This window comes from Chloroflexus aurantiacus J-10-fl (assembly GCF_000018865.1).
Taxonomy (GTDB): Bacteria; Chloroflexota; Chloroflexia; order Chloroflexales; family Chloroflexaceae; genus Chloroflexus; species Chloroflexus aurantiacus.
Genome location: NC_010175.1, coordinates 3,218,467 through 3,241,129, shown reverse-complemented (window position 1 = coordinate 3,241,129; position 22,663 = coordinate 3,218,467). Strand labels below are relative to the sequence as shown.

The following is a 22,663-nucleotide window of genomic DNA, read 5'->3' as shown; positions in this document are numbered from 1 at the left end:
AACGATACTCGTCATTTGGCAGAAAGGGTAGGCTATGAGCTTCCGTTTACACGAAGTAAATCCAACTCCTACCACTCCTGGTGCAACGCCTAACCGAATGCCTGACATACCACCACAACCAACCAACATTGCCGAAACCGGGCTGTCGATGGGGTTTTTGACCGACCACATTCTGAAGGTTATCTATTTTTCGGGTGCAATCACCGGTCAGAAACTCGAAGAGACGGTAAAGCTGCCGTTTTTAGGCGTGATTGATAAAGTGCTCGAGTTTCTTAAACTTGAGGAATACGTTGACATTATCGGTGCTGAGGGTGGTTTTAGTGAACGTTCCTTCCAATATGTGATTACCGGCAAAGGCCGGAATAAAGTTCACGAGGTCATTGATCGAAACCAATACGCCGGCCCGGCACCGGTTCCTCTCCAGCAATATGTCGAGGTTACACTTCGGCAGAGTATTGGCGAGCTAGTGATCGATCAGGCCACTATTCGCAAGGCGTTCAGCCACCTGGTGGTTAGCGAGAAGATGCTGGACAAAATTGGCCCGGCGGCCAATTCAGCGCGTTCACTCTTTTTATACGGCCCTCCCGGTAATGGAAAGACAACCATTGCTGAAGGTATCGCGAATCTGCTGGGCGGACTGGTCATCATTCCGTATGCCGTAGAAGTTGATGGTCAGATTATCAAAGTCTTCGATCCGCTCAACCATCAAGTCGTACAGATCAATGAAGTCGGCCACGCGGATGTTCCACCAGGACCATTCGGCGCAGCAATGACCGCAATGCCTGCCACTGTCTACCCGGATGCCCGTTGGGTTGTGTGTAAACGTCCACGGGTAATGGTCGGTGGTGAACTTGAGCTGGAGCAACTCGAATTGATCTTCGATCCAGTTTCAAAGGTCTACGAGGCTCCATTCCAGATGAAAGCGAATGGCGGACTCTTCTTGATCGATGACTTTGGCCGCCAAAAATGCCGTCCACAAGACCTTCTCAACCGCTGGATTGTTCCTCTGGAAAAGAAAGTTGATTTTCTCGCGCTTCAAACCGGCAAGAAGATTCAGGTTCCGTTCGATGTGTTGATTGTCTTCTCTACCAACCTGAATCCGAGAGACCTGGTTGATGACGCTTTTCTCCGGCGAATTCGCCATAAGATTGAGGTACCTAACCCGACACCAACCGAATTCCGGGCAATCTTTCAACTTGTTTGCAAGAGCAAACGCATTCCTTATAGCGATGATGGGTTACGCTATCTGATCCAGGAGCACTACATGAAAGTCGGGCGCGAATTACGTGCCTGTCATCCGCGTGATCTGTGCGATCAGATACTCGACGAGGCCAAGTATCGGGGTATCCCACCGGCAATGTCTCGTGAGTTGATTGATCGTGCATGTGAAGCCTATTTCGTCAAGCTTGGTTAAACATCCATCCAGATAAGGTGCTTCGTGTACGCGCCAGTGCTACTGACGTTCGGCGAGAGTTCGGATGGACAACTAAGGAGGTTTTATCGCTATGTCGCTGCTCAAACGTCTCGGTAATCAACCACAGCCAGAGCCTGCTCCGGCTGTTGCTACACCCCCGCCTGTAGCGGCAACCGTGGTGCCGGCTCCAGCGCCGCCTCCACCGGTGACGCCCCCTGCTGCCCCAGCACCAGCTCGCCCAACGGTTCAGGACGCAACTCCGGCCAATGATCAGAAACGGATGCTGGAACTGTCGCTCTGGATTGTTGACCGCATTCAGGCTTCGTTGGGGAATCAAACGGAGCTGAAGCGATCTCCTGAGACGGAGCGACTACTCCAAGAGCGCTTCGCTCGTATTTATCAACAGGCGAACGTGCAACTTTCCGACCAGGATGTCAAAAAGCTCTTCGCAATGGTCTGCGATGAGCTGTTCGGCTTCGGCCCACTTCAGCAGTTGCTCGACGATGATAGCATTTCCGAGGTGATGGTCAATGGACCATACAAGGTCTACATTGAACAAAAGGGCAAGCTCAAGCTCTCTGATGTACGTTTTGCATCTGATGAGCATGTGATGAAGATTATCGACCGGATCATCCGGCCGCTCGGTCGCCGCATCGACCGCAAGTGGCCGATGGTCGATGCTCGTTTGCCCGATGGCTCGCGTGTTAATGCGATCATCCCGCCCTGCGCTATCGATGGCTCAACGATTACCATTCGTAAGTTTTCCAAGAACAAGCTCAAGGTCGATGACCTGATTCGCTTCGGTTCGATGACGGCTGAAATGGCAGAATTTCTCCGTGCCTGTGTCGTCTCGCGCTTGAACATTGTGGTTGCTGGTGGTACCGGCTCCGGTAAGACGACATTGCTGAACGTGCTGTCGAACTTTATTCCCGAAGACGAACGTATCGTAACGATTGAAGACAGCGCCGAGCTTCAACTGGCCCAGGATCACGTGGTTCGCCTCGAAGCCAAACCACCGGAGATCGACGGTACCGGGCGGGTGACGATCCGCGACCTGGTGATCAACTCACTGCGTATGCGACCGGAGCGGATTGTGATTGGCGAATGCCGTGGTGGTGAGACGCTTGACATGTTGCAGGCAATGAATACCGGCCACGATGGCTCGTTGACTACCCTGCACGCAAATACGCCACGCGACGCTATCGCTCGTATGGAAACAATGGCGCTGATGGCGGGTATGGAAATGCCGCTAAAGGTTATTCGTGAACAGATCGCCTCGGCAATTGATCTGATTGTCCAGCAAACCCGCCTCGAAGATGGTTCACGCAAGGTGGCCTATATCACCGAAGTGCAGGGCATGGAAGGTGATACCGTCGTTTTGCAAGACATCTTTAAGCTCGAGATTCTGGGCAAGACGGGTGAAGGTAAGATACTGGCCGAATTACGCCCAACCGGTGTCCGGCCCAAGTTTACACCTCGTCTGGAGGCTCATGGCTTCAAACTGCCGCCCAGCATCTTCGGCGCTCAGATACCCGGTCAGCGCGGTCGCTTCTAGTTAACCGGTACACCGGGTTTGTGTTAGAGATTGACAGTCTCAGGGTAGCCATTTGGCTGCCCTTGTCTTTTGGTTGCCTCTGTGATGGTACGCAAAGCCCACAGAGCATACGCTCGACGTGGAGCAATCCTTAGCGGGCAGATGATACTGACAAAAACCATATAATATCAAAGACACATCTGACACTATGAAAACCTCACCACTCCCAATTATCGTTGTTGGCGGTGGCCTGGGGGGGCTGGCCGCCGCAATTCGGCTGGCTCCCAGGGTCGTCGAGTTATTCTGTGCGAGAAGAATGAACGACTCGGTGGTAAGCTCAATCTCCATCAGGCTGCCGGATATACGTTCGACACCGGGCCATCGTTATTGACGATGCCGTGGGTGATTCGCGATCTCTTCGCAGCCGCCAATCGTTGTATGGACGATTATCTCCGGCTTGAACAGATTGAACCGACCTGTCGCTATCTCTGGCCTGACGGTACGCGCTTCGATGCCTGGCAACGGTTACCCCAGTTGATACAGGAGATTGAACGCCTTAGCCCACCTGATGTTCCCGCGTTCTTTCGCTTCATGGCACATACCAGTCGAATCTATGATGCAGTTTCCGGACCATTTTTGTTGCGTCCGTTCGATGGCCTGCGTGAACTGTTGACCCCATCGCTGATCCGCCATGCCCTGCGGATCGACGCGCTGCGCAGCGTTGACACTGCGGTACGTTCATTCTTTCGCAGCCCTCATCTACGCCAGGTCTTTAACCGGTATGCGACCTACAACGGTTCATCACCCTACCGATCACCGGCCACATTTAACCTGATTGCCTATATTGAACTGGCCGAGGGTGGCTGGTATGTTCGCGGTGGCATGTATCAATTGGCTGTTGCGCTGAACCGGCTAGCTACTGAGTTAGGGGTTGAAATTCGTTTGCAGACACCGGTGACTGAGGTGATCGTCGATCACAGTCGTGCCTGTGGTGTCCGTCTGGCCGATGGGAGTAACCTACCCGCTGCGGCGGTGGTCGTGAATGCAGATCCGCAGTATGCCTACACTCACCTGATCCCTGACGGTCGGCAAGAGGCGGATCGCCTCGCTCGCCATGAACCATCGTACAGCGGCGTCGTGCTCTTTCTCGGCGTTGAAGGCGAGTTTCCGCAATTGGCTCATCACAATATCTTCTTCAGTGCTGACTATCCCGGTGAATTTCAAGCCATCGTGCACGAGCACCGACTGGCTCTTGATCCAACTGTATACGTCGCTGTGACCTGCCGCACCGACCCAGAGCACGCACCACCCGGCCATCTCAATCTATTCGTGCTGGTTAATGCACCTGCCGATACTGGTCAGATTGACTGGGCAGCCGTGATGCCAGCCTACCGCGACCATATTATCGCCAAACTTGAGACGATGGGTTTGCCAGGGTTGCGGCAGGCCATTCGCTATAGCCATTTCTGGACGCCGTGCGATCTGGCCCACCGTTATAACGCTGCATTTGGTTCGATCTATGGGCTTAGCTCGAACACACCTTTCTCTGCATTCGCCCGTCCGCCACTGCGGGCACGGCGCGTGCGCCAGCTCTACTTTGTGGGTGGGGGAACCCATCCGGGCGGAGGAATTCCACTGGTGCTGTTGTCTGGGCGGGCAGTTGCTGCTCGTATCGCGGCTGATATGCCTGTCTAACAAAAAACTCTTTACACTTATTTGCAATAACAGGAATGGTTTGAACCATATTTTAACTTTACGACGGTAAATCGTAGAAACAATTGCGGTTTATCATCGTTAAGTTGCGATGAACTACTTGATTTACGGCCATCGTAGTGCTATTATGAGGTCGAAGCCTCGAGAGAACATCAGAAAGCAAAGGAGGAACGAACCACTTACGTGTAACCGGAAGGCAAGCGCTTCATCTCTAGTGTAAAGAGTTATGTGTGGGTAGGTTGTAGAGGTGAAGCGTAAGTTCGGGGAAACGCCCTCATCAATAAATGTATAGGTTATAAAGATGAGGGGCGGGGAGACGAACAGACAAGCGCCAGGGTACTGCGGAGTAACTGGATGCTGTGCGAGCTGTACGGTTACCTCCCAAACAAACTCACCGCGTTGGGGAAGAAAGAGCTGCTGTCCCACGCCAGATGGTGAGATAATCCAATAGCAAAAGCTGGCCCGGCGCATTACCTGCTGAAGGCAGAGCAGCTAAAGGACCTGTGCGGGTACGGTGGTGTAGAACTTCCTGAGTGCGCTGATGAACTCTCGAGGTGGTGGGTTAGTCAGGTAAAGTTGTAGGCTTGGCAAAAAGTCACCTTTAGTCGCGATGCGGTAGCAGTGCTACCGCATCTGCGTTTTTATGTGAACTGTCAGCGTGAACTCACATTAGCGACATCCGCTACTCGACAATCACTCAATCCCTGCAAGTACGATTCACCTATCAACCTCTGTGTCTTCTGTATCTCAGTGGTAGTATGCATCAAGCCATCGTCCAGCCACCATCGACCATCAACGTTTGGCCGGTAATATACGAGGCGGCCGGTGAGGCAAGAAACAACACTGCTGCGGCAACTTCCTCCGGCTTACCCAAACGGCGGAGCGCAATGATACCGGCACTCCACTGCTGGATTTCTGCAGGAATCACTTCTATCAAGTCGGTCTCGATCATACCCGGCGCAACAGCGTTAACTGTTATCTGCCATGGAGCAGCTTCACGGGCCAGTGCTCGTGTCAAACCGATGATCCCGCCAGCCGCCGCAGCAAAATCGGCCTGACCGGGAAAGCCCGATGTACCGTAGAGCGCCGCCAGATTAACAATACGTCCATAACGCTGCTGCATCATCGGTCGCAATGCTGCTCGACAGGTGTGGTAGATGCCGGTCAGATTCGTCTGAATCGTCTGCCGCCACCGTTCACTGCTCATCTCGCTTAATGGGCCGTAATCGGCAATACCGGCACAGTTGATGAGTATGTCGAGTTTTCCCCAGCGCTCTATTGCTGTGGCTACCAGCACATTGCCACTATCCGGCTCGCGCACATCGATTGCCAGCGCTGCGGCTTCACGACCAGAGGACTGGACGGCCGCTACCACATCAGTCGCGGCTGCTTCATTGTGGTGATAACCTACCAGCACTCGGGCACCATAACGGGCCAGACCCTCTACCACTGCCTGTCCGATACCGCCCGAACCGCCGGTGACGATTGCTACCTGTCCGTTGAAATCAATCATGATCGCATCCGTCGTTAGGGCATCACCCAACCGCCGTCAATTGTCAAGACATGGCCAGTGATGTACGAAGCACGAGGCGAAACGAGAAAGCGGATCGCAGCGGCAACCTCTTCCGGGCGGCCAAACCGACCGAGCGCAATCGCCTGCAACGCCCAGGCGCGTAGCGCTTCAGGTACCGTCTCAACCATATCGGTCTCGATATAACCCGGCGCAACAACATTGACCGTGATACCATCACGAGCCACTTCACGCGCCAGTGATCGGCTCAGACCAATAATACCGGCCTTTGCTGCGGCGTAGTTCGTTTGACCAACATTACCGGCCAGTGCCGCCAGCGAACTGACCGAAACAATCCGACCATAACCGGTGCTCCGCATGATCGGCACTACCGCACGGCAACACAGAAACACTGAGGTCAGGTCAGTCTCGATCACCTGTTGCCACTGCTCAGGGCGTAGCCGTGCCATTGGCGCATCGGCGGTAATACCAGCGTTATTCACCAGAATATCGATCCGTCCCCAGCGTGACAGAGCCGCCTGTATCATTCTGGTGACCGCCTGTTCGTCGGCAACATCAGCCTGATACGGTAGAGCTTCACCACCGGCAGCAGTAATTTCTGCGGCCAGAGATTCAGCCGCACCGGCACTACGCTGGTAGTTGATCACTACACGTGCGCCAGCGTTAGCCAGCTCGATTGTCGTGGCACGCCCAATTCCGCGTGCACCACCGGTAACAATAGCAACCTGACCTTGTAATTCCATACTATGCTCTATACAGGTTGCATTGCAGTTAGCGCCCGGACATCCTCAAATGTCGCCACATTAATCAGCCGCGCTGTCGGAGCAATACGGCGGATCAGGCCGGTAAGCACTTTTCCTGGCCCGATTTCGATAAACGTTTCGACTCCGAGGTCAACCATTCGTTGTACCGAGGCAATCCAGCGCACCGGAGCGACAACCTGTGCGACGATCTCGCGCCGGACATCATCGGCGTCGTACAACGGTTCGGCTGTGACATTGGCAATTAAAGGGATGGAGAGGTTACGCACGGTGGCATGAGCAATAGCCTGAGCCATTCCTTCAGCAGCTTCGATCATGAGAGGGGAATGGAAGGCAGCACTCACCTTGAGCGGAATGACCCGTTTGGCACCACGGCTTTTAGCCAGCATACTGGCATGCTCCACAGCCACGACACTACCACTGATGACCAGTTGGTCGGGAGCGTTATAGTTAGCGATCACAACGGTGCCATGAGAATGATCGTTTTGCAGTGCAGCACTGACTTCTTGACAGATCTGTTCGAGAATAGCGGCATCGAGGCCAATAACTGCGGCCATACTCCCTTCGTGGGCAGCGGCCATTAATTCACCTCGTCGTCGTACAAGTTGCAGAGCGGTCTTGAAGTCAAGTGCACCACCGGCCACCAACGCCGAGTATTCACCCAGGCTATGACCGGCTACGGCAATCGGTTGTTCAAGGCGATCTCCCAACAATTCGGTCATTGCAGCCAGTAAGGCCATGCTGGTGGTAAGCAGCGCCGGTTGAGCATTTGCAGTGGCGGTAAGGTCGGCTTCTGGCCCACAAAAACACAATTCACTCAGGTTGAAATCAAGCGTTTCGTCCGCTGTAGCAAAGATCTGACGTGCGGCGGGTGATGCTGCAATCAGATCACGACCCATGCCTACGACTTGCGATCCCTGACCAGGGAATACCCACGCAATACTCATGGTCTGTTTGCCTCTTCCTGCTCTGCCGACACGACCTGTTTCCTCCCCCCCTTGCGTGCACCGGCGTGACGGTTTCGCGCTATTCCAGATGCTCTGGTTTGCTGATGACGAATATTGTTGCGATCTACCCTATTACTGATCTCCTCGATCTGAAAATGTGATCGCCGTCATATCTTACCAGGATTTTCTCAACAGATGAACAGCTAGCGACTCGGTTTACCCCAGCGTACCAGGCCCGATCCCCACGTCAGGCCACCACCAAAGGCAGTTAACAAAACATTATCACCAGCCTTGATTCGCTCCTGTTGGGCCGCTTCATAGAGCGCGATTGGGATCGAAGCTGCTGATGTATTCCCGTATCGGTCAAGATTAACCATCACCCGCTCTGGTGGAATCTCGAGACGACGAGCGACAGCATCAATAATCCGCACATTCGCCTGATGAGGGATGACCAACGCAATGTCATCAACAGTCAAACCGGCATCCTGGATCACCTGTAACGCCGAATCACTCATCTCGCGGACGGCATGCTTAAAAATCTCCCGTCCGTTCATATACACATACTGACGACCCGCCTCAAGAAGATCGGCAGTAAGCGGCATACGTGTACCACCGGCATCCACCGCCATCAAATCCTCGAGTTCACCATTTGCACTCAGCGTCGAAGCCAGTAAACCGAGCGGTTCATCGGTTGCTTCGAGCACCACAGCGCCTGCACCATCACCAAACAGAACACAGGTATTACGATCATTCCAGTTAATGTAGTGGGTAAAGATATCGGCTCCGATCAGCAACAACCGCCGACTTACACCACTTTTAATCAAACTGGTAGCGACAGTCAACCCGTAGACAAAGCCACTACAGGCTGCTGCTAAATCAAACGCTGTTGCGCGCGGAATTTGCAAATTTGCCTGTACGGTGCAGGCAGTAGCCGGAAATGGTCGATCAGGCGTGCAGGTGGCGACAATCACCGTATCGATAGTCGCAGGCGAAACACCGGCCATGGTCAGCGCTTCACGCCCGGCAGCAGTGGCCAGTGTCGAAGTACTTTCACCAGGCCCGGCAACACGTCGTTCACGGATACCGGTGCGTGTGCGTATCCATTCGTCAGATGTATCAATCCGTTGCGCCAATTCGTCATTTGTGATCAGCCGTTGTGGAACGGCCATACCCCAGCCGATCACTGCTGCGTAACGTTCCCTGCTCACCCTCACGCCCTTTCTATCTACTTATGATGAAAGGCTGCCAGCCCGATGACCCCGGCAGGCAGCCCTTTCATGCCCGATTCCCTGTAGAAGACAAGCGTATGGTTATTCCGACGCCACTTTGAGCACTTGCCGGCCCTTGTAGTATCCACAAGCCAGACACACGCGATGTGCCCGCATCAGTTCACCACAATTCGGACACACGACCATAACTGGCGGGGTAAGGGCAAGGTGCTGGCGGCGGTTGCCACGCCGATGGCGCGAGACTTTTCGCTTTGGTACTGCTCCCATGATTGTTACTCCTCAATGTTGATTACGTTGCCGCTTGGCCCATTCTCGCAAAGCAGCAAAACGGTCATCGACGAGTGTATCGTCGTCCTCAATTCCCTCAGACGCAACAGTGTAATTGACTGGCTGATCACGGTAAGCCGGTGCAATTGGATTCATCGGCAAATTGATCAGCGCGTAGCTACGGATCGCTTCACCAATATCAATATGGTGCAACTCATCGAGCATGAAAGGATCATCTTCGACTGGTTGCGGTAACTTATGCCCATTCACCACATCAACAACAGCGTAAAACTGATCGCTGAAATCGAGGTCAAGTTCATAATCAAACGGTTCGAGTGAACGCACGCAGGTAAGCGTCACAGTACCGTGAACCGTTACCTGAGCGAACACTCCAGCCGCTGTCCGGGTCAGGCGCAGGCGGCCGGTAATATTACGAAGCGTCAACTCCTCGTCAAGCGGCAAGGCTGGCTCACTAAACGAGATGTCTCGTCGCGCTCCCATTTCTTCGCGCAGTAATTGCGCGAGATTAAATCGTAATGCAGTCATAGCATCCACCCGTGGCGCACCGTTGTTCCGCCACAAGCGCCGAATTATAGGCGAGAGAGCGGAGGATTGTCAAGCGCCCGATTGGCGTTCTTCCAGCGCGTGCAAACCATTGCGTACACTGCTCAACAGCTTACTCAATCGTTCATCAAGTTCCTCGAGAACCTGCCGGGCATACGCATCAGCACCAGCTCGCACCTCTGCTGCTTCCTGTTCAGCCTGTTGGAGCAGGCGCTCGCGTTCTGCTTCAACAGCAGCCAGCAAACCCCGCTCGCTTAACACCTCCTGGACACGGGCTTGCGCTGTCGCGAGCAGTTGCTCTTGCTCAGCAATAATCCGACGAGCACGCCGAATCTCTTCGGGAATAACGGTGCGCATCTGATCGATAATCTCGAGTACCCGCGTCTCATCGATCAACGTTCGCCCACCACTGAGGGGGAGGCGGATCCCGGCAGCGATCACCTCTTCTAACTCGTCAATCAAATCATCCAGTTCGATGGCGATCACCCCCTCTGTGCGAATTTCTCCCGTAAAGCTGCCACAACAACCGGCGGCGTAAACTCAACCGGATCACGTCCAAGGCTGGCCATTTCCCGTACTGCTGTGGAGCTAATGTGGGCAAACTGGCGTCCAGCCATCAAGACAACGACTTCGATATTCGGATCAATCGTCTGATTGACCTGAGCCATCTGAAACTCGGCTTCAAAGTCACTGCCGGCACGCAGTCCCCGAACAATGGCACAAGCCCCAACCTGGCGGGCAAACTCAACGGTAAGCATCTCATAGCTGGTTGCCTCAACGTTCACCAGATCGGCAGTTACAGCCTGTAACAGTTGCAAGCGCTCGGCTGTGGAAAAGAGCAACCGCTTCTGGGGTCGATCAAATACCGCCATGATCACACGATCAAAAATTCGTGTTGCACGACGGGCAATGTCGAGGTGAGCATACGTAACCGGATCGAAGCTGCCAGGGTAAATAGCGATGCGCATAGGTTACTGTTGTGTTTCGGACGTGTTCATGGATGTCAATTCGTAGATCGAAAAGCACGAATCACCCAGTCGTCGAAATTTGATTCGGTGCAGACCAGGGTAGTCATCATCCAGTTCAACACGGGGTGAATGCCCGACAATTAACAAGCTCCCTTCCTTGCCGACGCCACTGCTCGCAACGAGTTGCATTGTCGCCTCGATTGTCGGATCAGCGTATGGAGGATCCATGATGATTATATCATAGCGTCCAATGCCACGCTGCCGATGAAGAAAGCGATCTACCGGCATATGGTAGATATGGCCTTGCTGCTCGAAACGAGTATGCCGCAAGTTATCGGCAATAATTGAGCAAACATGGGCATTTCGTTCGACAAAATCAGCACTATCAGCACCACGTGACAGACATTCGATGCCGAGCGATCCCGTACCAGCATACAGATCGAGCACCGACCCACGGATTGGGCCATACCCTTCCAGCACTGAAAAGAGTGCTTCCTTTACCCGATCAAGCATCGGGCGTGTACCCAGTCCTTTCGGTGCTTTTAAGCGATGCCCTTTAGCTTTGCCGGTAATGACTCGCATCTTGCCGTCGCAGTATATAACGGATGGCAGACGGTTGTTCTGCAAACCGTCTGCCTTCTACAGCATTCCCTGACACGCACCGTTTAACGCTTGGTGTACTGGGGCGCCTTGCGCGCACGCTTGAGACCGACCTTCTTCCGCTCTTTCATTCGTGGGTCGCGGGTCAGCAGGCCAGCCTGCTTGAGCGTTGGCCGCAATTCGCTATCATAGTCCAGTAACGCACGAGCAATGCCATGGCGAACAGCGCCAACCTGGCTTGAAATGCCGCCACCCTTCACTTTTACCAGCACATTGAAGGTGTTGAGGTGATTCGTCAACACCAGTGGTAAGCGAAGTTCGTGCTGGAACAGCTCACGACGGCCGAAGTACTCCTCCGGCTTTTTCCCATTGACGATAAAATCCCCACTACCGGGGAAGAGGCGTACCCGTGCCACCGCAGTCTTGCGGCGGCCGGTGCCCTGATAATAGCGCTTGCCTTCCATTCCTTCTCCTCACCACCTGTGCACCACGATGGTGCTACTTCATAATCTGCACACGGAACGCAATTGTTTCCCACTCAGCGACCCACAACCTTACCAGCGTGGGATATAGGGTTTTGGTTGCTGCGCCGCGTGCGGGTGGTTCGGCCCGGCGTAGATGCGCAGCTTACTTAGCAATCGGCGACCCATGCGGTTTTTTGGCAACATGCGCTTCACCGCGAGGCGCAGAATGCGGTCAGGATGCTTTGCCAGCATCATTTTGTACGGTGTCGCCTTGATACCACCCGGATAACCGGTGTGGCGGTAGTAGATTTTTTGATCCGGTTTGCGTCCGGTCAATACGATCTTCTCAGCGTTCACCACGATCACGAAATCACCACCGTCAATTGACGGCGTGAAAGTTGGTTTGTGCTTGCCGCGCAGCAGTGTACTGATCTGTGTTGCCAGCCGACCGAGCACCTTACCACTCGCATCGATGACATACCAATCACGCTGCACTTCTGTTGGTTTTTGATGATAGGTCTTCACAGCACCTATTCCTCGTGTACGTAGGACGAAGGCTGTTCGACCTTCGTCGTGCCATTTTGCCGTTTTGAAGGTTCCACCCAGCGGATCAGGCCAGGCGGATAGCGTACTGCCGTTAATGTTAAGCCGTGAGCCGGCGCCGTTGGACCAGCCAGGCGGCGATCCCGACTCGCCAACACCTCTCCAAACTGATCGACGGTCATCCGCCCACGCCCAACCAGCAAGAGCGTACCGACGATCATCCGCACCATATGCTGGAGGAATGCATTTGCCGCTACTTCGATAGCCAGTAAACGCCGCTCAAACCATTCATAATCCCCAACCCGCGTCCAATACATGGTGCGAACGGTAGAACGTTGGGCAGGCGTTGCTGTTGTAAATGCAGCAAAATCGTGCGTTCCCTCCAGCAATTTGAGCGCTGCCGTCATTGCCGCCACATCAAGTGTACCTGCGTAGTGCAAGACTTGATGGCGAAGTTGTGGCAACGGCGCTGCTGCACAGTCTATCAGGTAACGATACTCACGCTGGATCGCACTAAAGCGAGCGTGAAAATCTGGTACTGCTTCCCCGACATTCTGAATGGCCAGGTCAACCGGCAGGTGAGCGTTCAAACCGCGCCAGATTGTTTGTAAATTGTGGCGCGTTGTGGTCTGGACGTGAGCGACCTGACCAGTCGCGTGAACTCCGGCATCGGTTCGGCCTGCCAGCACAATCCGACGCCGCTCTTGCGTCAACGCTTCCCATGCCGACTCCAGGGCACCCTGCACAGTTCGGATGTCAGTTTGCCATTGCGACCCGGCAAAATCGGTGCCGTCATAAGCTAACAGCAGCGCAATCGTGCGCATCAGATCAACTCAATCAATGCCATCTCGGCTCCATCACCCCGGCGTGGTCCCAGTTTTGTGATCCGGGTGTACCCACCATTCCGGCCACCGTAGGTGGTAGGAGCAAAGGTAAACAGTTTTCGCATTGCCTCCTTGCTGGCCAGCTTCGAGAGGGCCATACGGCGGGCATGCGGTGTATCTTCGCGCGCAATTGAGATGAGAGCTTCAACTTCGGGCTGGACAGCGCGCGCCTTTGCCAGCGTTGTCTTAATCTTCTTATGCTCAATCAGGGCGATCATCAAGTTGCGGTAGAGCGCCTTACGATGCTCATACGACCGCCCCAATAATTTTCCGGCATGTCGATGTCGCATGGTCGTATCCTTGTATTAGCGCGATGCTCCACTTTGCGGAAGCACTCGCGGAATATAACCCCGTTCGATCAGTTTATCGCGAATTTCTTCCATTGACTTCTGGCCAAGATTGCGAACCGAGAGCAACGCCTTCTCGTCCATCTGAAGCACTTGACCAATTTTGGTAATTTCAGCCCGTTTTAAGCAGTTGTAGGTACGGGTTGAGAGGTCAAGCGTCTCAATCGACGTATCATAGACATGAGCCGGTATCTCCAGCCCGTTTGTCTCCGGTTGGGCTGCCGGTTCAACCATCAATCGGTTAAAATTCGCAATCGTCGTGTAGTAATGCACCAGGACGCGAGCCGCGTAATCAAGTGCTTCCTGCGCCCGTATCGTACCGTTTGTCCAAACCTCAAGGATTAGCCGGTCGTAGTCGGTAGCCTGTCCAATACGAGTGTTTTCTACCACATAATTAACCCGCGGTACGGGCGTAAAGATAGCATCGATTGGAAACTCACCGAGCGGCAGAATACCTCGTTGATCGGCTGACAGGTACCCGCGACCGTGTTCAATCGTTGCCGTTATCTCAATCCGCGCCTGATCGTGCTCAAGCGTACAGATATAGTGTGTAGGGTCAACGACCGACAGTCCTTCTGGCAACATCAGATCAGCAGCCGTCACAATCGCCGGACCCTGTTTCTGGATCGTTGCCTGTACCGTTCCCTCGTGGCGACCGCGTAAATGGATGCCTTTCAGGTTTAAGATCAGTTCCACGACATCCTCGGTCATACCGGGGATAACATCCGTCTCCTGATAGACACCCGCAATGCGCACGTGGGTGATCGCCGATCCGGGAATAGCCGTGAGCAGCACGCGCCGAAGCGCATTGCCGAGCGTATGCCCATAGCCCGGATCGAGCGGCTCGATTTTAAAGCGCCCAAAGGTTTCAGTTGCTTCAACAACCTCAATCTTTGGTTGTGCAATATCGAGCACTGCTGCCTCCCATTTCTTTGTTCACGTCCCACAAACGGGAGCGTCTACCGGCTATAGAACTCGACGATCAACTGCTCGTTAATGCCGGCCTCTGCATCTTCACGACGTGGTAAAGCAACGACTGTTCCAGAAAGCTCGGCTGCGTTAAGACGGAGCCATTCCGGCGCCCGATGCTTATTCAGCACACCACTATCAACCAGATTCTTGAAGTAGGTACGGCTACGGCTCTGCGGGCGTACTGCAATAACCTGGCCGACCTTCACCGTATACGACGGGATATTTGTTTTGCGACCATCAACAACGATATGGCCGTGGTTAACCAATTGCCGTGCCTGAGCGCGTGTGGTAGCAAAACCGAGGCGATACACAACATTATCGAGTCGGCGTTCAAGCAGACTCAACAGATACTCACCGGTAACACCACTACGCCGCGATGCCTGCTCAAACAGGCGGCGGAACTGGCGCTCAAGGACGCCGTATAGAAATTTTGCCTTCTGTTTTTCGCGCAACTGCATGCCATAATCGGACAACTGCCGGCGACGGGCCGCAGCACCGTGCTGTCCCGGCGGATCCGACCGCTTATTCAGAATGCGCAGACCTTTTTCGGTAATTCCGATGCCGAGTCGTCGGCTTACCTTGCCGACTGGTCCTATATATCGCGCCATAGTCTTATGTATCCTTTGTTCACTAATCCTTCACTGGCGTAGTTATAAGCTACGCATCTCTGTTCCAGCCTGTGAGATGGGCGCCAGTGCTGCCGGCGGCAGACACTACCGCAGTGGGCGTCCGGGAACTAAGCCCTCCGGTTCCAGGTGCGGTCGTCTCACAGTGCAGCATAACAACAGCGAAAACGTCCAATCAGACCCGTCGCCGCTTCGGTGGCCGGCAGCCGTTATGTGGAATCGGTGTCACGTCGGTAATTGCAGTAATCTGCAAACCGGCAGCCTGCAACGAACGGATAGCGGCTTCGCGTCCGGCGCCAGGGCCTTTCACAAAGACCTCAACCGAGCGCATACCATTTTCCATTGCTTTGCGTGCCGCATTCTCCGCAGCCACCTGAGCGGCATAAGGTGTGCTCTTCCGCGAACCCTTAAATCCACTCTGACCGGCACTGGCCCAACATACGACCGCGCCTTGCGGATCGGTAATTGTAACGATTGTATTGTTGAACGTGCTCTGAATATGCGCCTGACCCCGCGGCACATTCTTTCGCTCACGGCGCTTACCGCGCTGGCGTGTCGTGGTAGTCGTTTTTCCCTTGGCGGGCATGCCTCACTCCTTAATTGCAACTATTTCTTGGTCGCCTTCTTCTTGATACCGATCGCCTGACCGCGCCGCCCACGGCGTGTACGCGCATTGGTGCGAGTGCGCTGCCCACGTACCGGCATACCACGGCGGTGGCGCAGGCCCCGGTAGCAGCCAATATCCATCAGGCGTTTGATATTCAACTGTACCTCACGACGCAGATCGCCTTCAACCCGATATTCGCGATCAACAATTTCGCGAATACGCCCAACTTCTTCTTCGGTCAGGTCGCGCACCCGGCGTTCTGGATTCACATTTGCCTTGCGCAGAATCTCCATGCCGTTCGAGCGCCCAATACCGTAGATGTAGGTGATCGCAATCTCGATCTTCTTGTTGCGGGGAATATCAACCCCGGCAATACGTGCCATGCCAGACCTCTTTGCTCCTGATACACTCTGCCGGCCAACTGATACCGGCGAGCATGCACCACTTTACCCGTATGAATGGTTAACAATTAGTCGTTGTTATCCTTGCCGCTGTTTATGCTTCGGTGTACGCGAGCAGATCACCCGGATCACGCCCTTGCGCTTAATCACCTTGCAATACTCGCAGCGCGGCTTTACCGACGCTCGCACTTTCATTGTTGCCTCCTTTGCGGCGGCGGACGCCGCCGTGCTGCGTCGCGCCCCCTACTTATAACGATACGTAATACGTCCCCGGGTCAGGTCATATGGCGATAATTCAACCAGCACCCGGTCTCCCTTCAAGATACGAATGTAGTTCATCCGCATCTTGCCCGAGATGTGAGCCAGTACTTCGTGCCCATTATCGAGCTGTACCCGGAACATTGCGTTTGGCAATGGTTCCGTGATGGTACCCTCCATCTCGATGACGTCTTTCTTCTTTGACATATGTCTCCTAACCTACGGCTGCGCTGGAGCCAGATATGGGCTGAGCGCTTTTAGCATTGCCTCTGTCACGAGCGCGATCTCACGTTGACCATCGATTTCGTGCAGAATACCCTGTCGCTGATAGTATTCAATCAGCGGCATTGTCTGAGCAAAATAGACATCTAATCGGTGCTGCGCCGTCTCGATCGAGTCATCGCTCCGTTGATAGAGTTTGCCGCCGCAGGCGTCGCAGATACCTGGCCGATGCGACGGGAAGTAATAGATATTGAAGATCGCACCACAGGTGCGGCACGTCTGCCGACCGGCAATGCGGCGCAGCAAGACATCTTGTGGTACGGCCAGAAAGAGAACAGCATCGATACGTGCGTTGTGGTCGGCGAGCGCCACTTCCAGTGCCCGCGCCTGCTCTTGCGTGCGCGGAAAACCGTCAAAGATAACCCCTGACGCGCAATCAGGTTGTTGAATGCGTTCAAGGATCATCCGAATCACGACTTCATCAGGTACCAATTCCCCCCGATCCATGTAGGACTTAGCCAGCATACCCAATTCAGTCCCTTCGCGTAGGGCTGCACGGAAGAGATCGCCACTCGCTACATGCGTAAGTCCCGTGCGATCGGCAAGGGTTTTGGCCTGGGTGCCTTTGCCGGCACCGGGTGGTCCTAGTAAGATAACGTTGGTCATGACTCGGCGCTCGCTCAACTTCAAAAACCGCACATTATCTGTTGCACGGTATGACCATCTGCCTGTCTCACAAAGACGCTGCCCAACCGGCATGCCGGCGAGCAACGAGCTTTATTGTACTACATTTTCCCGGTTTGTGTGCAACGACTATCTGGTCAGAAAACCTTCATAGTCGCGCATGATCAACTGCGCCTCTAATTGACGCATTGTGTCTACCGCAACACCGACCACGATCAAGAGCGCCGTACTACCCAAACCAATCTGGACGCCGGTAATCGATTGGGTCAGGAACGGAAGCACGGCAATCAGGCCCAGGAAGAGCGCACCGGCCAGAGTAATACGGTTGAGCACCTTCATCAAATACTCTTCCGTCTTCTTGCCCGGGCGAATGCCGGGAATAAAACCACCGTTGCGCTGTAGATTTTCGGCCAGGTCCTGCTGGGTGAAGATGACAACCGTATAGAAATAGGTGAATCCCACTGTCAACAGGAAGAGCAGCGTCATGTAGACAATGCCACCACCCTGACCGGTTGGGTTAAAGGTATTGTAGAAAAAGCCAGCAATGGCATTCCCAATCCCTTCGGCACCGGGGCGATAGAACCACGATGCCACAATGCCAGGGAAGATGATAATGCTTTGAGCGAAGATCAACGGGATCATACCAGCCGAATTCACCTTCAGCGGGATGAAGCTGCTCTGACCACCGTAGACCTTATTGCCGCGCACACGTCGGGCGTACTGGACACGAATCCGACGCTGACCTTCCTGCACCAGGACAATACCAACAATTGTCAACAGTGCAATTGCCACAAAGCCTATCAGACCCAAAATGGTACTGAAATCACCCGCCTGGCTGATCTGGAAGCCCTGGATGATCAATCCCGGTAGGCGCGAAACAATCCCCCCGAAGATGATGATCGAGATACCATTACCAATACCACGTTCATTGATCTGCTCACCCAACCAGATCAGTAGCATGGTACCGGCGACCATCGTCGTCAGTACAGTAAATGTGGGCAAAAAGTTGGCACCCAGATCGAACGGAGTACGGAACAACGACAGTGTCGGGTCGTTGTTTGGATTAATCGTGCGTTCGAGGGTCAGAGTCTGACCATACGCCTGCAAATAAGCCAGCGGAACAGTCAACCACAACTGATAGCGATTCAGCCGCAGACGACCCTGTTCGCCTTCTTTCTGCAATTCCTGAAGAGCAGGGATCAAGGGTTGCAGCAACTGTATAATGATTTGAGCCGTAATGTAGGGGTAAACCCCCATTGCTGCAACCGAGAAATTCTCCAGTGCCCCACCGGCAAAGAGATTCAGTAACTGAGCCAGTTGGTTGGTTGCCAGCGCCTGGCGCAACTGCTCGAGTGTTGTCGGATTGATGTTAGGTACCGGAATATGCGCGATCAGACGAAACAGGAATAGCATCCCCAGTGTGAAGAGGATGCGACGCCGTAGATCGGGCAACTGAATAGCACGAAGTACAGCCTGTAGCATGATACTACTTCCTATGAATGGCGAGAACCTGTGAGGTTCTCGCCACATGACCGATTACGACTGGCGGGCATTGCGCATGCTCGGATTTGGCCCGCGTGAGCGTGAATGGCGTTCAACAACCCATGTGAGATCGATGGCTTTCCCACCAGCAGCTTCGATCTTCTGGCGAGCACTGGCCGAAAACTTGTGCGCCTTGATAACCAGTGGTTGCGTGAGTTCACCATCACCTAAAATTTTCACCGGCATTCGCTTCCGGCGTACCAGACGGCGTGCCAGGAGCGTTTCGGGTGTGACCTCAAGATCGACTGGCCAATCGACCAGGCTGCCAACGTTGACCACTTCATATTCAACGCGGAACTTATTAACAAAGCCCCGCTTGAAGGGCATCCGCTTGACCAGACGGTTCTGACCACCTTCAAAGGTGCGATAAGGGCCGGGACCGCTGCGGGCCTTTTGCCCCATCATACCCTTACCGCCGGTTTTTCCTTTACCCGAGCCGTGGCCGCGACCAATTCGCTTACGCTTTCGGTGCGCACCCTCGGCGGGTCGTAAATCGTGAAGTTTCATGCCTGCACCTCGTCCTCAACCTCTTCCACCTTCACGAGGTGCTGCACCTTAAACAGCATCCCGCGCACCGATGGATTATCCGGTTTGAGTACACTCTGATTCAACCGGCGCAAGCCCAGCGCGGCCAGGGTCTCCTTCTGGTCGCGCGCATAGCCAATTGCGCTCTTCACATACGTTACGCGCAGCTTACCCATCAGGCTGCCTCCGTTTCCCGTCGTGTCCGGCGCTCCATCAGCTCTTGAGGCGTCATATCGCGCCGGCTCGCCATCTCGTGCAGCGATGTCATCTCGCTGAGCGCCTTAAATGTTGCTTTCACAACATTTACCGGATTGTTGCTACCGTAGACCTTTGAGAGCAGGTCTTTAATTCCGGCTGCTTCGACAACCGGACGGACACCACGACCTGCGATAACACCCGTTCCAGGTGCTGCCGGGCGCAACATGACCTTCGTAGCCGCAAATTTCGTCACGACCTCGTGGGGAACGGTTGCATGCACCAGCGGCACACGAATCAAATTACGCTTCGCGGCCTCGGCGCCTTTCCGGATTGCGTCCGGCACTTCTGCCGCCTTGCCCATTCCGATACCGACGTGGCCTTTGCCATCACCGACGACAACAACCGTACTGAAGCTAAAGCGCCGACCGCCCTTCACGACCTTTGACACGCGGTTGATCTGGACGACGCGCTCCTCGAGCTCCAGCGTTTCGGGGTTAATACGTTCTCGTTTCACAGTTCCTCCGCTACGCTGCCCTTGGGCAACTAGAAGTTCAGACCAGCTTCGCGGGCCGCTTCGGCCAGCGCTTTCACCCGTCCGTGATACTTATAGCCGCCGCGATCGAAGACCACCTTCGTTATCCCGGCCTGTAGCGCTCGCTCGGCAATCAGCTTACCGACTAGCGCTGCCTCTTGGGTTTTTGTCAACTCAGGGCTGCCACTCCATCCCTTCTCGTTAGTAGAAGCAGCCACGAGCGTATGACCAACAGTATCATCAATCACTTGTGCGTAAATATGAACATGGCTCCGAAACACGTTAAGGCGTGGCCGTTCAGGCGTGCCAAAGACACGCTTTCGGATGCGATTGTGCCGGCGAAGCCGGAGTTCACGTGGTGTTCGTTTTCCCATACGATCCTCAACACTGCCGCGACAGAGATTCCATCCCCTGTCGCTCGCTGCGGGGTGATAGCTGCGGCACAATAACCGCAGCTATCCCGACTACTTCGCCTTCCCAGCCTTCCCGGCCTTGCGGCGAATCTTCTCTTCTGCGTACTTAATGCCCTTGCCCTTGTATGGCTCCGGTGGGCGCAGGCTACGGATCCGTGCCGCCTCCTCACCTACCTGTTGCTTATCAATACCAACAACTGTCAGAGCCAGCGGGTCATTGGCCGACTTACGTTCACCAACGATATAGCTAATGTTCGGTGGTGGCTCGATACGAACAGGGTGCGAGAAACCCAGGTTGAGCACCAGGGTTTTCCCTTCGAGCTGAGCACGATAGCCAACGCCGTTAATTTCAAGCGCTCGTTGCCAGCCCTGGGTGACACCCACCACCATATTGTGAATCAGGGTACGGGTCAAGCCGTGCAAAGCGCGGTGCAACTTCCCATCAGAGGGGCGCTGTACGGTAATAACGTCCCCTTCCTGGCGAATAATCATCTCGGGATGCAATTGCTGGCTCAGGGTTCCCTTCGGCCCCTTCACCGTCACGAGATTCTGCTCGCCGATGGTAACCTGAACACCTTTCGGCACGGTAATCGGTCGTTTTCCAATTCGCGACATGATACTCCTCCGTGCGCGTTACCAAACGTAGCAGAGCACTTCGCCACCGACGCGCTCGCGCCAGGCTTCGTGGTCGGCGAGCACTCCCTTGGGCGTTGACAGGATGCACAGCCCAAGACCGCCGCGCACTCGTGGAATGTCGGTACGCTTGGTATAGATGCGCAGCCCCGGCTTGCTTACCCGCCGTAAGCCAGTAATGGCTGGCCGGCGGTCGGGCAGATACTTCAGCGTGATCGTGATGGTCTTATGCGATTTACCATCATCAATCACGGCATAATCTCGAATAAAACCTTCACGCTTGAGGATGCGGGCAATCGCCTCTTTCATGTTCGATGCCGGCATCGATACTGTCGTATGGCGTGCCATACACGCATTGCGAATGCGTGTGAGCATATCGCCGATAGGATCATTTACACTCACGGTATGCCTCCTCACCAATCGGGCGTCAATAGCACTTTTGATTGCCGCACAGCACTCACCAGCTCGATTTGACGACGCCCGGAATGAGGCCCTTCAACGCATGTTCGCGGAAGCAGATACGGCACATCCCGAACTTGCGGATATAGGCCCGTGACCGACCGCAAATCTTGCAGCGATTGTAGGCGCGTACCGAAAACTTTGGTGGCCGCTGGGCCCTAACAATCCACGACTTCTTAGCCAAAGGAATACCTCCTCAAATGCGTTGAACCAGTCAGCGCAATGCGCTCTTAGTTCAAACTAATCACGAAATGGCATGCCGAGTCGTTTGAGCAATGCATACGCCTGCTCATCATTCGGTGCACTGGTGACAATTGCCACCTCTAGCCCACGAATCTTATCGATCTTATCGTAATCAATATCTGGGAACACAATCTGCTCGCGCAGACCCAGACTGTAGTTTCCGCGGCCATCGAACGAGCTTCGGCTGACACCACGAAAATCGCGAATTCGCGGCAGGGCCAGCGAGCAGAGTCGATCCAGGAAGTCGTACATCCGATCTCCGCGCAAGGTAACCATTGCCCCAATCGGCATCCCAGCGCGCAGCTTAAACGATGCAACCGACTTCTTAGCCCGCGTAACTACCGGCTTCTGACCGGTAATCGTTGCGAGGTCATTAACGGCGGCTTCAATCGCCTTCGCATTCTGCACCGCCTCGCCGACGCCAACATTCACCACAATCTTGACGAGGCGTGGCACTTGCATGATGGATTTGAACTTAAACTCCTCCATCAATGCAGGGACGACCTCTTTCTGATACTTTTCTCGTAATCGAACGGTCATGGCGCTTTCTCCAGGGGCTTGGCGACAGACTCCGCTGCGCCG

32 protein-coding genes are annotated in these 22,663 nt (G+C 54.4%); 3 read left to right on the top strand and 29 right to left on the bottom strand.

All coding sequences use genetic code 11. From position 1 onward, the window contains the following. Positions 1-34 precede the first annotated feature (34 nt). From CAUR_RS12640 to CAUR_RS12630, 3 genes are all read left to right on the top strand, one after another. Positions 35-1,414: an AAA family ATPase gene (locus CAUR_RS12640; RefSeq protein WP_012258274.1), complete on the top strand. Its 1,380-nt coding sequence runs from the start codon at positions 35-37 to the stop codon at positions 1,412-1,414. 91 nt (positions 1,415-1,505) lie between these two features. Beyond that, entirely contained in the window at positions 1,506-2,969 is a 1,464-nt protein-coding gene (locus CAUR_RS12635; RefSeq protein WP_012258273.1) for a TadA family conjugal transfer-associated ATPase, read from the top strand. Positions 2,970-3,248: 279 nt separating this feature from the next. After that, the gene (locus CAUR_RS12630; protein WP_338067498.1) at positions 3,249-4,643 is read left to right on the top strand and encodes a phytoene desaturase family protein; all 1,395 of its coding nucleotides are present in this window, start codon (positions 3,249-3,251) and stop codon (positions 4,641-4,643) included. A gap of 781 nt (positions 4,644-5,424) precedes the next feature. Here CAUR_RS12630 and CAUR_RS12625 read toward each other — a convergent pair. The 29 genes from CAUR_RS12625 to rplE form a co-directional block, all read right to left on the bottom strand. Beyond that, on the bottom strand, positions 5,425-6,174 hold the full coding sequence (locus CAUR_RS12625; protein ID WP_012258271.1) for a 3-oxoacyl-ACP reductase family protein: 750 nt from the start codon (positions 6,172-6,174) through the stop codon (positions 5,425-5,427). Between the two features lie 14 nt (positions 6,175-6,188). Beyond that, a complete protein-coding gene (locus CAUR_RS12620; RefSeq protein ID WP_012258270.1) occupies positions 6,189-6,935 on the bottom strand; it encodes a 3-oxoacyl-ACP reductase family protein in 747 nt (248 codons plus the stop codon). Between the two features lie 8 nt (positions 6,936-6,943). Beyond that, positions 6,944-7,900 carry an ACP S-malonyltransferase gene (gene fabD / locus CAUR_RS12615; protein ID WP_012258269.1) on the bottom strand — a complete coding sequence of 319 codons (957 nt, stop codon included), beginning with the start codon at positions 7,898-7,900 and terminating at the stop codon, positions 6,944-6,946. Between the two features lie 203 nt (positions 7,901-8,103). After that, on the bottom strand, positions 8,104-9,108 hold the full coding sequence (locus CAUR_RS12610; RefSeq protein ID WP_012258268.1) for a beta-ketoacyl-ACP synthase III: 1,005 nt from the start codon (positions 9,106-9,108) through the stop codon (positions 8,104-8,106). 102 nt (positions 9,109-9,210) lie between these two features. Next, positions 9,211-9,396 carry a 50S ribosomal protein L32 gene (gene rpmF, locus CAUR_RS12605; RefSeq protein WP_012258267.1) on the bottom strand — a complete coding sequence of 62 codons (186 nt, stop codon included), beginning with the start codon at positions 9,394-9,396 and terminating at the stop codon, positions 9,211-9,213. Positions 9,397-9,408: 12 nt separating this feature from the next. Then, positions 9,409-9,942 (bottom strand): YceD family protein, encoded by a 534-nt coding sequence (locus tag CAUR_RS12600; protein ID WP_012258266.1) that lies wholly within the window; start codon positions 9,940-9,942, stop codon positions 9,409-9,411. A 69-nt stretch (positions 9,943-10,011) separates the two neighbouring features. Beyond that, the gene (locus CAUR_RS12595; RefSeq protein ID WP_012258265.1) at positions 10,012-10,446 is read right to left on the bottom strand and encodes a hypothetical protein; all 435 of its coding nucleotides are present in this window, start codon (positions 10,444-10,446) and stop codon (positions 10,012-10,014) included. Beyond that, positions 10,443-10,928: a pantetheine-phosphate adenylyltransferase gene (coaD, locus tag CAUR_RS12590; RefSeq protein WP_012258264.1), complete on the bottom strand. Its 486-nt coding sequence runs from the start codon at positions 10,926-10,928 to the stop codon at positions 10,443-10,445. Before coaD ends, CAUR_RS12595 begins: the two co-directional genes overlap by 4 nt. A gap of 3 nt (positions 10,929-10,931) precedes the next feature. Then, positions 10,932-11,510, bottom strand: coding sequence for a 16S rRNA (guanine(966)-N(2))-methyltransferase RsmD (rsmD, locus tag CAUR_RS12585; RefSeq protein WP_012258263.1), 579 nt, complete (start codon positions 11,508-11,510; stop codon positions 10,932-10,934). Positions 11,511-11,593: 83 nt separating this feature from the next. Further along, positions 11,594-11,992 carry a 30S ribosomal protein S9 gene (rpsI, locus tag CAUR_RS12580; RefSeq protein ID WP_012258262.1) on the bottom strand — a complete coding sequence of 133 codons (399 nt, stop codon included), beginning with the start codon at positions 11,990-11,992 and terminating at the stop codon, positions 11,594-11,596. 90 nt (positions 11,993-12,082) lie between these two features. Next, positions 12,083-12,517: a 50S ribosomal protein L13 gene (gene rplM / locus CAUR_RS12575; protein WP_012258261.1), complete on the bottom strand. Its 435-nt coding sequence runs from the start codon at positions 12,515-12,517 to the stop codon at positions 12,083-12,085. Between the two features lie 5 nt (positions 12,518-12,522). Next, a complete protein-coding gene (gene truA, locus CAUR_RS12570) occupies positions 12,523-13,359 on the bottom strand; it encodes a tRNA pseudouridine(38-40) synthase TruA (protein WP_012258260.1) in 837 nt (278 codons plus the stop codon). Further along, positions 13,359-13,709 (bottom strand): 50S ribosomal protein L17, encoded by a 351-nt coding sequence (gene rplQ, locus CAUR_RS12565; RefSeq protein ID WP_012258259.1) that lies wholly within the window; start codon positions 13,707-13,709, stop codon positions 13,359-13,361. The genes truA and rplQ overlap by 1 nt, the downstream gene beginning before the upstream one ends. Positions 13,710-13,724: 15 nt before the next feature. Then, positions 13,725-14,681 (bottom strand): DNA-directed RNA polymerase subunit alpha, encoded by a 957-nt coding sequence (locus tag CAUR_RS12560; protein WP_012258258.1) that lies wholly within the window; start codon positions 14,679-14,681, stop codon positions 13,725-13,727. A 44-nt stretch (positions 14,682-14,725) separates the two neighbouring features. Then, positions 14,726-15,346 carry a 30S ribosomal protein S4 gene (rpsD, locus tag CAUR_RS12555; protein WP_012258257.1) on the bottom strand — a complete coding sequence of 207 codons (621 nt, stop codon included), beginning with the start codon at positions 15,344-15,346 and terminating at the stop codon, positions 14,726-14,728. Positions 15,347-15,539: 193 nt separating this feature from the next. After that, the gene (gene rpsK / locus CAUR_RS12550; protein WP_012258256.1) at positions 15,540-15,950 is read right to left on the bottom strand and encodes a 30S ribosomal protein S11; all 411 of its coding nucleotides are present in this window, start codon (positions 15,948-15,950) and stop codon (positions 15,540-15,542) included. A gap of 20 nt (positions 15,951-15,970) precedes the next feature. After that, positions 15,971-16,354 (bottom strand): 30S ribosomal protein S13, encoded by a 384-nt coding sequence (gene rpsM / locus CAUR_RS12545; protein WP_012258255.1) that lies wholly within the window; start codon positions 16,352-16,354, stop codon positions 15,971-15,973. A gap of 96 nt (positions 16,355-16,450) precedes the next feature. Next, on the bottom strand, positions 16,451-16,567 hold the full coding sequence (rpmJ, locus tag CAUR_RS12540) for a 50S ribosomal protein L36 (protein ID WP_012258254.1): 117 nt from the start codon (positions 16,565-16,567) through the stop codon (positions 16,451-16,453). Between the two features lie 48 nt (positions 16,568-16,615). After that, positions 16,616-16,837, bottom strand: a complete 222-nt coding sequence (infA, locus tag CAUR_RS12535) for a translation initiation factor IF-1 (RefSeq protein WP_012258253.1) — start codon at positions 16,835-16,837, stop codon at positions 16,616-16,618. Positions 16,838-16,849: 12 nt separating this feature from the next. Continuing rightward, entirely contained in the window at positions 16,850-17,518 is a 669-nt protein-coding gene (locus CAUR_RS12530) for an adenylate kinase (protein WP_012258252.1), read from the bottom strand. Between the two features lie 147 nt (positions 17,519-17,665). Then, entirely contained in the window at positions 17,666-19,018 is a 1,353-nt protein-coding gene (gene secY / locus CAUR_RS12525) for a preprotein translocase subunit SecY (protein WP_012258251.1), read from the bottom strand. Between the two features lie 54 nt (positions 19,019-19,072). Continuing rightward, positions 19,073-19,585: a 50S ribosomal protein L15 gene (gene rplO / locus CAUR_RS12520; RefSeq protein ID WP_012258250.1), complete on the bottom strand. Its 513-nt coding sequence runs from the start codon at positions 19,583-19,585 to the stop codon at positions 19,073-19,075. Then, a complete protein-coding gene (gene rpmD / locus CAUR_RS12515) occupies positions 19,582-19,779 on the bottom strand; it encodes a 50S ribosomal protein L30 (protein WP_012258249.1) in 198 nt (65 codons plus the stop codon). Before rpmD ends, rplO begins: the two co-directional genes overlap by 4 nt. Continuing rightward, positions 19,779-20,315, bottom strand: coding sequence for a 30S ribosomal protein S5 (rpsE, locus tag CAUR_RS12510; RefSeq protein ID WP_012258248.1), 537 nt, complete (start codon positions 20,313-20,315; stop codon positions 19,779-19,781). The genes rpmD and rpsE overlap by 1 nt, the downstream gene beginning before the upstream one ends. A gap of 29 nt (positions 20,316-20,344) precedes the next feature. Next, the gene (gene rplR, locus CAUR_RS12505) at positions 20,345-20,707 is read right to left on the bottom strand and encodes a 50S ribosomal protein L18 (protein WP_012258247.1); all 363 of its coding nucleotides are present in this window, start codon (positions 20,705-20,707) and stop codon (positions 20,345-20,347) included. 90 nt (positions 20,708-20,797) lie between these two features. Beyond that, the gene (rplF, locus tag CAUR_RS12500) at positions 20,798-21,361 is read right to left on the bottom strand and encodes a 50S ribosomal protein L6 (RefSeq protein WP_012258246.1); all 564 of its coding nucleotides are present in this window, start codon (positions 21,359-21,361) and stop codon (positions 20,798-20,800) included. Positions 21,362-21,379: 18 nt separating this feature from the next. Then, the gene (gene rpsH / locus CAUR_RS12495) at positions 21,380-21,781 is read right to left on the bottom strand and encodes a 30S ribosomal protein S8 (RefSeq protein ID WP_012258245.1); all 402 of its coding nucleotides are present in this window, start codon (positions 21,779-21,781) and stop codon (positions 21,380-21,382) included. Positions 21,782-21,836: 55 nt separating this feature from the next. Next, positions 21,837-22,022: a type Z 30S ribosomal protein S14 gene (locus CAUR_RS12490; protein ID WP_012258244.1), complete on the bottom strand. Its 186-nt coding sequence runs from the start codon at positions 22,020-22,022 to the stop codon at positions 21,837-21,839. Between the two features lie 56 nt (positions 22,023-22,078). Next, positions 22,079-22,621 carry a 50S ribosomal protein L5 gene (gene rplE / locus CAUR_RS12485; RefSeq protein WP_012258243.1) on the bottom strand — a complete coding sequence of 181 codons (543 nt, stop codon included), beginning with the start codon at positions 22,619-22,621 and terminating at the stop codon, positions 22,079-22,081. Positions 22,622-22,663 lie beyond the last annotated feature (42 nt).

What these genes read in the sequence shown, in the direction of transcription:
- CAUR_RS12640 (WP_012258274.1), top strand. Translation starts at nt 35, where the DNA reads ATGAGCTTCCGTTTACACGAAGTAAATCCAACTCCTACCACTCCTGGT.
- CAUR_RS12635 (WP_012258273.1), top strand. Translation starts at nt 1,506, where the DNA reads ATGTCGCTGCTCAAACGTCTCGGTAATCAACCACAGCCAGAGCCTGCT.
- CAUR_RS12625 (WP_012258271.1), bottom strand. Translation starts at nt 6,174, where the DNA reads ATGATTGATTTCAACGGACAGGTAGCAATCGTCACCGGCGGTTCGGGC.
- CAUR_RS12620 (WP_012258270.1), bottom strand. Translation starts at nt 6,935, where the DNA reads ATGGAATTACAAGGTCAGGTTGCTATTGTTACCGGTGGTGCACGCGGA.
- fabD (WP_012258269.1), bottom strand. Translation starts at nt 7,900, where the DNA reads ATGAGTATTGCGTGGGTATTCCCTGGTCAGGGATCGCAAGTCGTAGGC.
- rpmF (WP_012258267.1), bottom strand. Translation starts at nt 9,396, where the DNA reads ATGGGAGCAGTACCAAAGCGAAAAGTCTCGCGCCATCGGCGTGGCAAC.
- CAUR_RS12600 (WP_012258266.1), bottom strand. Translation starts at nt 9,942, where the DNA reads ATGACTGCATTACGATTTAATCTCGCGCAATTACTGCGCGAAGAAATG.
- coaD (WP_012258264.1), bottom strand. Translation starts at nt 10,928, where the DNA reads ATGCGCATCGCTATTTACCCTGGCAGCTTCGATCCGGTTACGTATGCT.
- rsmD (WP_012258263.1), bottom strand. Translation starts at nt 11,510, where the DNA reads ATGCGAGTCATTACCGGCAAAGCTAAAGGGCATCGCTTAAAAGCACCG.
- rpsI (WP_012258262.1), bottom strand. Translation starts at nt 11,992, where the DNA reads ATGGAAGGCAAGCGCTATTATCAGGGCACCGGCCGCCGCAAGACTGCG.
- truA (WP_012258260.1), bottom strand. Translation starts at nt 13,359, where the DNA reads ATGCGCACGATTGCGCTGCTGTTAGCTTATGACGGCACCGATTTTGCC.
- rplQ (WP_012258259.1), bottom strand. Translation starts at nt 13,709, where the DNA reads ATGCGACATCGACATGCCGGAAAATTATTGGGGCGGTCGTATGAGCAT.
- rpsD (WP_012258257.1), bottom strand. Translation starts at nt 15,346, where the DNA reads ATGGCGCGATATATAGGACCAGTCGGCAAGGTAAGCCGACGACTCGGC.
- rpsK (WP_012258256.1), bottom strand. Translation starts at nt 15,950, where the DNA reads ATGCCCGCCAAGGGAAAAACGACTACCACGACACGCCAGCGCGGTAAG.
- rpsM (WP_012258255.1), bottom strand. Translation starts at nt 16,354, where the DNA reads ATGGCACGTATTGCCGGGGTTGATATTCCCCGCAACAAGAAGATCGAG.
- rpmJ (WP_012258254.1), bottom strand. Translation starts at nt 16,567, where the DNA reads ATGAAAGTGCGAGCGTCGGTAAAGCCGCGCTGCGAGTATTGCAAGGTG.
- infA (WP_012258253.1), bottom strand. Translation starts at nt 16,837, where the DNA reads ATGTCAAAGAAGAAAGACGTCATCGAGATGGAGGGTACCATCACGGAA.
- CAUR_RS12530 (WP_012258252.1), bottom strand. Translation starts at nt 17,518, where the DNA reads ATGACCAACGTTATCTTACTAGGACCACCCGGTGCCGGCAAAGGCACC.
- secY (WP_012258251.1), bottom strand. Translation starts at nt 19,018, where the DNA reads ATGCTACAGGCTGTACTTCGTGCTATTCAGTTGCCCGATCTACGGCGT.
- rplO (WP_012258250.1), bottom strand. Translation starts at nt 19,585, where the DNA reads ATGAAACTTCACGATTTACGACCCGCCGAGGGTGCGCACCGAAAGCGT.
- rpmD (WP_012258249.1), bottom strand. Translation starts at nt 19,779, where the DNA reads ATGGGTAAGCTGCGCGTAACGTATGTGAAGAGCGCAATTGGCTATGCG.
- rplR (WP_012258247.1), bottom strand. Translation starts at nt 20,707, where the DNA reads ATGGGAAAACGAACACCACGTGAACTCCGGCTTCGCCGGCACAATCGC.
- rplF (WP_012258246.1), bottom strand. Translation starts at nt 21,361, where the DNA reads ATGTCGCGAATTGGAAAACGACCGATTACCGTGCCGAAAGGTGTTCAG.
- rplE (WP_012258243.1), bottom strand. Translation starts at nt 22,621, where the DNA reads ATGACCGTTCGATTACGAGAAAAGTATCAGAAAGAGGTCGTCCCTGCA.